The sequence below is a fragment of the Azospirillum sp. genome (assembly GCF_035628975.1).
Lineage (GTDB): Bacteria > Pseudomonadota > Alphaproteobacteria > Azospirillales > Azospirillaceae > Azospirillum.
In genome coordinates, this window is the sequence record NZ_DASPIS010000106.1 from 1 (window position 1) to 8,321 (window position 8,321).

The 8,321-nt window shown below is 66.9% G+C and carries 7 protein-coding genes; all 7 read right to left on the reverse strand.

Features of this window, described 5'->3' with window-relative positions; all coding sequences use genetic code 11:
* Nucleotides 1-300: 300 nt before the first annotated feature.
* The 7 genes from VD964_RS24060 to VD964_RS24090 all read right to left on the reverse strand — a co-directional run bounded on the left by VD964_RS24060 (nucleotide 301) and on the right by VD964_RS24090 (nucleotide 8,195).
* Nucleotides 301-678, reverse strand: coding sequence for a hypothetical protein (locus VD964_RS24060; protein WP_324871024.1), 378 nt, complete (start codon nucleotides 676-678; stop codon nucleotides 301-303).
* Nucleotides 679-850: 172 nt separating this feature from the next.
* Nucleotides 851-1,651, reverse strand: coding sequence for a phosphate ABC transporter ATP-binding protein PstB (gene pstB, locus VD964_RS24065; protein ID WP_324871029.1), 801 nt, complete (start codon nucleotides 1,649-1,651; stop codon nucleotides 851-853).
* A gap of 80 nt (nucleotides 1,652-1,731) precedes the next feature.
* Entirely contained in the window at nucleotides 1,732-2,613 is an 882-nt protein-coding gene (pstA, locus tag VD964_RS24070; RefSeq protein WP_324871025.1) for a phosphate ABC transporter permease PstA, read from the reverse strand.
* A gap of 4 nt (nucleotides 2,614-2,617) precedes the next feature.
* Nucleotides 2,618-3,601, reverse strand: a complete 984-nt coding sequence (gene pstC, locus VD964_RS24075; protein WP_324871026.1) for a phosphate ABC transporter permease subunit PstC — start codon at nucleotides 3,599-3,601, stop codon at nucleotides 2,618-2,620.
* A gap of 112 nt (nucleotides 3,602-3,713) precedes the next feature.
* Nucleotides 3,714-4,781, reverse strand: coding sequence for a phosphate ABC transporter substrate-binding protein PstS (gene pstS, locus VD964_RS24080; protein WP_324871030.1), 1,068 nt, complete (start codon nucleotides 4,779-4,781; stop codon nucleotides 3,714-3,716).
* Between the two features lie 186 nt (nucleotides 4,782-4,967).
* Nucleotides 4,968-7,565, reverse strand: coding sequence for a methyl-accepting chemotaxis protein (locus VD964_RS24085; protein WP_324871027.1), 2,598 nt, complete (start codon nucleotides 7,563-7,565; stop codon nucleotides 4,968-4,970).
* 306 nt (nucleotides 7,566-7,871) lie between these two features.
* Nucleotides 7,872-8,195 carry a glutathione S-transferase C-terminal domain-containing protein gene (locus VD964_RS24090; protein ID WP_324871028.1) on the reverse strand — a complete coding sequence of 108 codons (324 nt, stop codon included), beginning with the start codon at nucleotides 8,193-8,195 and terminating at the stop codon, nucleotides 7,872-7,874.
* Nucleotides 8,196-8,321: the final 126 nt, after the last annotated feature.

Here is an 8,321-nt window from a genome sequence, read left to right on the forward strand (position 1 = left end):
TCGCCGAGAACCTCGACCCGTTGCAAGTCTCGTTCGCTCATCGTGATCCAGCCCATCGCCAGCCTCCCAGCCGTCGAAAACGGGATGGAAGACTGACACTTCTATGTTGCGCTGGACTGACATTTTAGCTTTGCGCCTACAAGTGTTCCGACACATAAGAATAGTTATGTAAAATAATCGTCGATTTGTGCGACTTGTCGAATCCATGGTTCCCGGCTATGCTCAAACACAGGTGGCGGCGTACTGTAAGAGATGCCGGGTAGCCTTCGGGTCCGTGGGGCGTGTCTCTCTCCCCAGCCGCTACCTTCCTCTACTTCGGCGAATCAGAACTCCGCGCGCTCGCATGTTTGCGATCTGGTCGTTGTTGCTGCGCCGCAGGGACTGAAGATAGACCTCCTTGCGATCCACAGTCACTTTGACGACCGCACACCACCAGACCGAGTCATGGTGCGCTATGACCACGTGCCTCTCGCGATCCTCCCGAACCTCGCCTTGGTCCAAAATCTCCTGGAGACGGGCAAAGGCTTCCGGGGTCCATCTGTGCTTCTTATGGCTGTCCCTGGTTTCCGACGACAGGAAAACGCGGGTCGTTTTGGCGCCGAGGTGTTTTTGGATATCGGCCGGCAGGCGCGCCACGACGACGATGCCGGAGGCCTCCGATTCAAGAAAATCCTTCACTTCGCAGCCGTTCCCGCCATCACGGTGAGCGGCCCGATCCCACCTTACTTCAGAAGCGCACGAAAGGCGGCGGTTGAATGAACCGCCGCCCTGAACAGCTTCCAGTATGCAACCCAACCACAATTCCCCGCCGGCCCTCCCCCTGGTGGGAAGGACCGGCGGAGCATGGGCGTCAGCCGAACCGGCCGGTGATGTATTCGGACGTCTTTTCCTTGGTCGGGTTGGTGAAGATCTCTTCCGTGTTCCCGAACTCGATCAGCTCGCCCAGATACATGAAGGCGGTGAAGTTGGAGATGCGGGCCGCCTGCTGCATGTTGTGGGTCACGATGGCAATGCAGTAGTCGGAGCGCAGCTCGTCGATCAGCTCCTCGCACTTGGCGGTGGAGATGGGGTCGAGCGCCGAGGTCGGCTCGTCCAGCAGCAGGACCGACGGCTTGACCGCGATGGCGCGGGCGATGCACAGGCGCTGCTGCTGGCCGCCGGACAGGCTCATGCCGTTCTGGCGCAGCTTGTCCTTCGCCTCGTCCCACAGGGCGGCGCGGCGCAGCGAGAACTCCACCCGCTCGTCCATCTCGGCGCGGGACAGCTTCTCGTACAGCTTCACGCCGAAGGCGATGTTGTCATAGATCGACATCGGGAACGGCGTCGGCTTCTGGAACACCATGCCGACGCGGGCGCGCAGCAGGTTCAGGTCCTGCTTGGGCGACAGGATGTTGACGCCGTCCAGCATGACTTCGCCGGTCGCGACCTGCTTGGGGTAGAGGTCGTACATCCGGTTCAGAATGCGCAGCAGGGTCGACTTGCCGCAACCCGAGGGCCCGATGAAGGCGGTGACCTGACGGTCGTACAGCGGCAGCGAAACGTTCTTCAGGGCCCGGTAGCCGTCATAGAAGAAGTCCAGGTTGCGGATGCTGATCTTCTCGGGCAGGCCGGCGCCGGCGATTCCGCGGTCGGCACCGGCACCGGGGATCATGCCGGGGGGCATCGTGTGGCTTCCGTGGGCGTGGCTGCCGTGGGCGGGGCTGTTGGCGTCCATGTGGGTCATCGTCATGGTTACTTTCTCGTCGAGCCGAGACCGGCCAGCAGCCGGGCGCCGATGTTGAGGAGCAGGATGGCGACCGTGATCAGCAGCGCGCCGCCCCAGGCCAGCTGGCGCCAGTCCTCGTAGGGAGACATCGCGTACTGGAAGATGACCACCGGCAGGTTGGCCATCGGCGCGTTCATGTCCGCACTCCAGAACTGGTTGTTCAGGGCGGTGAAGAGCAGCGGCGCCGTCTCGCCGCTGATGCGGGCGATGGCGAGCAGGACGCCGGTGATCATGCCGTTGCGGGCGGCGCGGTAGGCGACCATGGTGATCACCTTCCACTGCGGAGCGCCGAGCGCGGCCGCGGCTTCGCGCAGGCTGTTGGGCACCAGCTTCAGCATGTCCTCGGTCGTGCGGACCACGACGGGGATGACGATGACCGCCAGGGCCATGGCCCCCGCCCAGGCCGAGAAATGGCCCATGCGGATGACCATCACCTCGTACACGAACAGGCCGACCATGATCGACGGCGCGCTCAGCAGCACGTCGTTGATGAAGCGCACCACCTCGGCCAGCTTGCGGTCGCGGCCGAACTCGGCAAGGTAGGTGCCGGCCATGATGCCGATCGGCGTGCCGACCAGGGTGGCGACCGTGGTCATGATGACGCTGCCGAAGATGGCGTTCAGCAGACCGCCCTCCCCGCCCGGCGGCGGCGTGTTCTCGGTGAACAGGGCGATGTTGATCGCCGACAGCCCGTTGTAGAGCAGCGTCCACAGGATGGCGACCAGCCAGAACAGGCCGAAGCCGGCGGCGCCCAGCGCCAGGGCCAGCGCCACCTTGTTGACGATGCGGCGGCGGTTGTACAGGCCGCCGGCCGGAGCGGCCAGCGTCGCGGAAGTTGACATGCTCATGGCCTCAGACTCCGGCCTGGCGCTGCAGGCGCAGCAGCATCAGCTTGGCGATCGACAGCACGGCGAAGGTGATCAGGAACAGGATCAGGCCCAGCGCCACCAGCGACGCGGTGTAGACGTCGCCGACCGCCTCGGTGAATTCGTTGGCGATGGAGGCCGAGATCGTCGTACCCGGCGCCATGATGGAGGAGCTGATGCGGTGCGCGTTGCCGATGACGAAGGTGACCGCCATCGTCTCGCCCAGCGCACGGCCCAGCCCCAGCATGACGCCGCCCATCACGCCGGTGCGGGTGTAGGGCAGCACCACGTTCCACACCACTTCCCAGGTGGTGGCGCCAAGCCCGTAGGCGGATTCGCGCACCATCGGCGGCACCGTCTCGAAGACGTCGCGGGTGATGGAGGTGATGAAGGGCAGCACCATGATGCCCAGGATCAGGCCGGCGGTCAGGATGCCGATGCCGTAGGGCGGGCCCATGAACAGGTTGCCGATTCCCGGAACCTGCCCCACCGTGGCGATCAGGAAGGGCTGGATGGTCGACTGCATGAAGGGGGCGAAGACGAACAGGCCCCAGATGCCGTAGATGATGCTGGGAATGCCGGCCAGCAGCTCGATCGCGACGCCGAGCGGTCGCTTGAGCCAGGCCGGGCACATCTCGGTGATGAACAGCGCGATGCCGAAGCTGACCGGAATGCCGACAGCCATGGCGATGACCGAGGTGATCAGCGTGCCGTAAATGGGGGCGAGCGCGCCGAATTCCTCCGACACCGGGTTCCAGACTTCGGTCGTGACGAACCCGAAGCCGAACGCGCGCAGTGCCGGAAGCGCGCCGTCGATGAGAGAAACCGTGACGCCGCCCAGGATGAACAGGACGAGCAGCGCGAAGAAGAGCGTGGCGTTGCGGAAAGCCGCATCCTGCAGGCGCTGGCGGCGGGCCCGTCGGGCGGTGGAAGCGTGTGCGTCGGTCAAAGTCAGCGCGATCTCGGTCATGGCCGCTCCGTGAGGCGTGCGGTGGGGGCGGCGAAATTTCCGTCCCCACCGGCGGATCATGCCCCCGGGGCGCACCGTCTGCCGGCGCATCCCGGGGTCGGGTTGGCCGTGGTTACTTGGCCGACGCGGTCCAGATCGGCTTGCCGTCGGCCTGGATCGACTGCGACCAGGTCTTCTGGACCATGGAGACGACCGACTCCGGCATCGGCACGTAATCCAGATCGGTGGCCATCTTGGCGCCGCTCTTGTACGCCCAGTCGAAGAACTTCAGCGCTTCGGCCGAGGTCGCGACATCCTGCGGGTTCTTGTACATCAGGATGAAGCTGGCGCCGGTGATCGGCCAGCTCTCCGCACCCGGCTCGTCCGTCAGGATGACGTAGTAGCCCTTGGAGTTGGCCCAGTCGGCGTTCGCCGCGGCGGCCTGGAAGGCTTCGATATTCGGAACGACGGTCTTGCCGTCCTTGTTCTGCAGGCCGAGATACGTGATGTTGTTCTGCTTGGCGTAGGCGTATTCGACGTAGCCGATCGAGCCGTCCGTCTGCTTGACCATGTTGGCCACGCCTTCGTTGCCCTTGGCGCCGATGCCGGCCGGCCACTGGACGGAGGTGTTGGCGCCGATCTGGGTCTTGAACTTCGGGCTGGTCTTCGACAGGTAGTCGGTGAACAGGAAGTTGGTGCCCGACCCGTCAGAACGGTACACCGGCGCGATGGCGGTGTTCGGCAGGTTGACGTTCGGGTTCAGCGCCTTGATCTGCGGGTCGTTCCACTTGGTGACCTCGCCCATGTAGATGTTGGCGAGAACGGTGCCCGACAGCTTGACCTCGCCGGACTTCAGACCCTTCAGGTTCACGACCGGAACGACGCCGCCCATGATCATCGGGAACTGGATCAGGCCGGCCTGCTCCAGCTCTTCCGGCTTCAGCGGCATGTCCGACGCGCCGAAGGTGACCGTCTTGGCCTTGATCTGCTTGATGCCGCCGCCCGAACCGATCGACTGGTAGTTCAGGCCCGTGCCCGTCTCCTTCTTGTAGGCGTCGGCCCACTTGGCATAGATCGGGTACGGGAAGGTGGCGCCGGCGCCGGAGATGTCGGCGGCCGAGGCGACCGACAGCGGGGCGACCGACACGGACAGAACGGCCAGGGCACCGAAGGCGGCGCAACGAACGAACGCCGAGGTCATGGTTTTCACGGCAAAACTCCCGATAGGTTTGGACGGTGTCGTTGGGTTTGGGAAAATCCCGGCCTTCGCCGGAGGTCGTAACCCGCCTTCTTCGTCGCGGTGACCATAGCCACCGCTGGTGACGGGTTTGTTTTGTTTACGTGTCAGTTTTATGAAACCGACCCATTCTTGCCGGCTTCGCGATGGTCATCGCGCCGCCCGGATATCCTGGAGGAACAGATGCACGGCGGAGCCGAGGCTGGTCGCCTCGTGCGACAGGCTTTCCGCCACCTGCAGCACGTCGCCGGCCTGGGCGCGCACCTTGGCTGCGGCCTCCGACAGGCCGGCGACATGGTCCGATGCCGCCTGCGTGCCCACCGCGACCCGGTGGGAGCTGTCGACGATGCTGGACGTGATGGTCGCCTGCTCCTCCACCGCCGCGGCGATGGCCGAGGCGTTGGATTCGATGCGCTGGACGCTGCCGGTCATGGTCGCCACCACCGCCGCGGTCTGGCGGCTGGCCGCCTGGGTCGCGGCGATCTGGCGGGCGATCTCGGCGGTGGCCTGGGCGGTCTGACTGGCCAGCGCCTTCACCTCGCCGGCGACGACCGCGAAGCCCTTGCCGGCCTCCCCTGCCCTCGCCGCCTCGATGGTGGCGTTCAGCGCCAGCAGGTTGGTCTGGCCGGCGATCTCGTCGATCAGCCCCACCACGGTACCGATCTCGCCGGCGGTGCCGGACAGGTCGGCGACGGTGGCCTTGACCTGCTCCGCCCCGGCGGCGGTGTCGCCGATGATGCGGGCCGATTCGCCGGTGCGCTTGCTGATCTCGGCGATGGATTGCGAGATTTCGGACGCGGCGGTCGCCACCTGCTGGATTCCGGCCGCCATCTCGCCGGACAGCTGCATCGCGGCCTCGGCGCGGTCGTTGGCGTTGGCAGCGATGTCGGTCAGCGAGCGGGCGCGTGCCGCCATCTGGCGGGCAGCGTCCGCCAGCGTCTCGACGCTGCTCAGCACGTTGCTCTCGAACTGGTCGGCGATCTCCAGCATGCTGGTCCGCCGGGCCGACGCGGCGTTGCGCCGCTCGATCTCCACCTTCTCATGCGCCTCTTCCATGGCGCGGGCGTTGGCGATGAAGACGAACAGGGCGCGGGCCATGTCGGTGATCTCGTCGTTGCCATCGGCCTTCTGCTCCACCGTCAGGTCGCCGGCAGCGACCCGGCGCATGGCGTCGGCAAGCGCCTCCATCCGGCCGACGACGCGGCGCCCGACATAGAGCGAGACGATCAAACCGGCCAGCAGCACGCCGGCCGTCGCCAGCAGGATCTGCACCTGGTTGGTGCGCTCCAGGGCGGCATGGGCGGCTTCGGCCCCGTCAGCAGTCGCCTGCTCGGCCGCCAGGACCAGCCCGTCGACCATCCCGGTCAGGGCGGCGCCGGTGCTGCGGTTGCTGTCGATCAGCGCGGCATTTTCGGCATAGGCCGCCAGTTCGCCGCCGCGCAGCGCCAGGATGCCGTCGTCGCCGAAGCCCAGTGCCAGCAGCCGTTCGGCCAACCGGCGGACCTCGGCACCCAGATCGCCCTGCCCGTCCTGCAGAGACTTGCGGATGGTCGCGGCCAGCGGGTCCAGCGTGCGGCGCGCGGCGGCCAGACGGGCCGGCGTTTCCGCATTGCCAGCCTCGGCCAGCTTGCCGGCCAGCAGGTTGGCGTCGGCCATCAGGCCGCTCAGCACGGTGTAGCGGTGCTGCGCCTCCGGCACCACGTTGGTGGAGAGATCCTGCATCCGCTCCGCGATGGCGCTTCCGGCCTCTGCGATGCGCCCGCGGGAGTTCAGCATCAGCGGCAGCATGCGGCTGTTGGCGTCGCGGTCCAGCCGCACGATCTCATCGACCGCGGCGGCCTGGGCCTCCGCCAGCTTGTGCGCCTCCGCTTCCCCGATGCCGGGGGTCAGCTGGCGGACGCGGCGGGTGTAGACGCTCTTGTCGCCGTCGCCGTAGGCCGCCAGTTCGTTGATCGCCGCGACGACGGGAGCGGCCGCCTCGCTCTTCGACAGCGGGCGCAGGGCGCCCTGCAGGTCGGACAGCGCCGAATCGAAGTCGGTGGACAGCGACATCACCTTGGACCGGTCGGTCTCGAAGGCGCCGATCAGCAGCGCCTTGGTCAGCGCCGCCTCCGCGCCACGCAGCTGGAACAACGGGATCACCGTCTGCCCCAACTCGCCGCCGATCGCCTCGGAGGATTGCGAGGTCGCCTCCACCATCGCGGCGATCGCCTGGGCAAGCTGTTCGCGCGACGCCTGCATGTCCGGCTTCAGCGCCGCCAGCAGCCGGGCATGGGCGTCGCTCAACTCCGCCAGCCGGGCGCTGCGCTGTTCCTGCAGGCTCAGCCGGCGGCCGGTCGCCGCGCCCAGCGCGTCGATGGTGCCCAGAAGCGAACGGGCGGTGGCCGCCAGCTCGCCCATGCGGCCGATATCGCCATGCCCATCGGCCAGCCGGGCGAGCTGGCCGTCCAACTCCCCACGCTGCGCCGCCACGGCACTGCGCAGGCGGGTCAGGTCATCCTCCGACGACGCGGCGTCGATCAGCGGCCCCAGCGCCAGCACCCGTGCAGTGGTGGTGGCGAGGCCGTGCGCGGCGCTGAGCACCGGCACCTGCGTTCCGGTGATGTCGGCGACATGGCCCCGGACCGCGCCGTAGGACATCCAGCCGACGACCGCCGCGATGCAGGGCAGTGCCGCCACGGTGCCGAAGGCGATCAGCATTTTCGACTTGATGCCGGATCGCCGGCGCTGGTCGGCGCGATCTGCCATGTGGGCCACCCGTGGTCTGGAGGTTGTCCGCACCGGACCCGCGGTTCTCCGCGGCCCGGCCGACGCCATGGGTAGCCCCTCTCTTTATATGTTTGGGTGACGGTTCGATGAAGTTTTCGCGACGCACAATCGAAACATCGTTGCGCCCGCGAAATCGCCGGTCCGAGCGATGGTCGATGGCCGACCATTGGCCAGTCATGGTGAATCGAAGGTAAACAGCGTTGCGAAGCAAAAGCGGCGCCCGCTGGTGCAGGACGCCGCTTTATTACGCGCTTTCAGGGCAGGACATTCGACTTATTGCGGACGTTACACCGGCGGTGCGGTGCGCCGCAGGCTGTCGCGGTCCGCTGCCTTGTCGAACCAGGACGCAAGCGCCGGGCGGCCTTCGCGCCAGTTCTCGTGGCCGAAACGGAAATCGAGATAGCCGAGCGCCGCCAGCACGGCGAGCGTGCCGATGGTGGCCTCGCCGGCCAGCGCCGCCGCGTCGGCCTCCAGCAGGTCGAGCGCGCGGGCGACCGCCTTGCGCTGGCGCTCCATCCAGCCTTCCGACTTCTCGCCGTCGGGGCGCATGGATTCCAGCCGGCGGAGGATGGCCGCGTCGCAGATGCCGTCGGCGATGTAACTGCTCACCTAGCTGGCAGCTGATGAGCAGTCAGGCGACGGTAAAGGTTCCCTCGACGAGCGCTTGGATTGCGGTCCAGGCGGACTGCCCCTGGCGACGTGCGGTTCCGGTGACGGAGCGATAGCCGGCGTGGA

What these genes read in the sequence shown, in the direction of transcription:
- VD964_RS24085 (WP_324871027.1), bottom strand. Translation starts at nt 7,565, where the DNA reads ATGGCAGATCGCGCCGACCAGCGCCGGCGATCCGGCATCAAGTCGAAA.
- pstC (WP_324871026.1), bottom strand. Translation starts at nt 3,601, where the DNA reads ATGACCGAGATCGCGCTGACTTTGACCGACGCACACGCTTCCACCGCC.
- pstA (WP_324871025.1), bottom strand. Translation starts at nt 2,613, where the DNA reads ATGAGCATGTCAACTTCCGCGACGCTGGCCGCTCCGGCCGGCGGCCTG.
- pstS (WP_324871030.1), bottom strand. Translation starts at nt 4,781, where the DNA reads ATGACCTCGGCGTTCGTTCGTTGCGCCGCCTTCGGTGCCCTGGCCGTT.
- pstB (WP_324871029.1), bottom strand. Translation starts at nt 1,651, where the DNA reads ATGATCCCCGGTGCCGGTGCCGACCGCGGAATCGCCGGCGCCGGCCTG.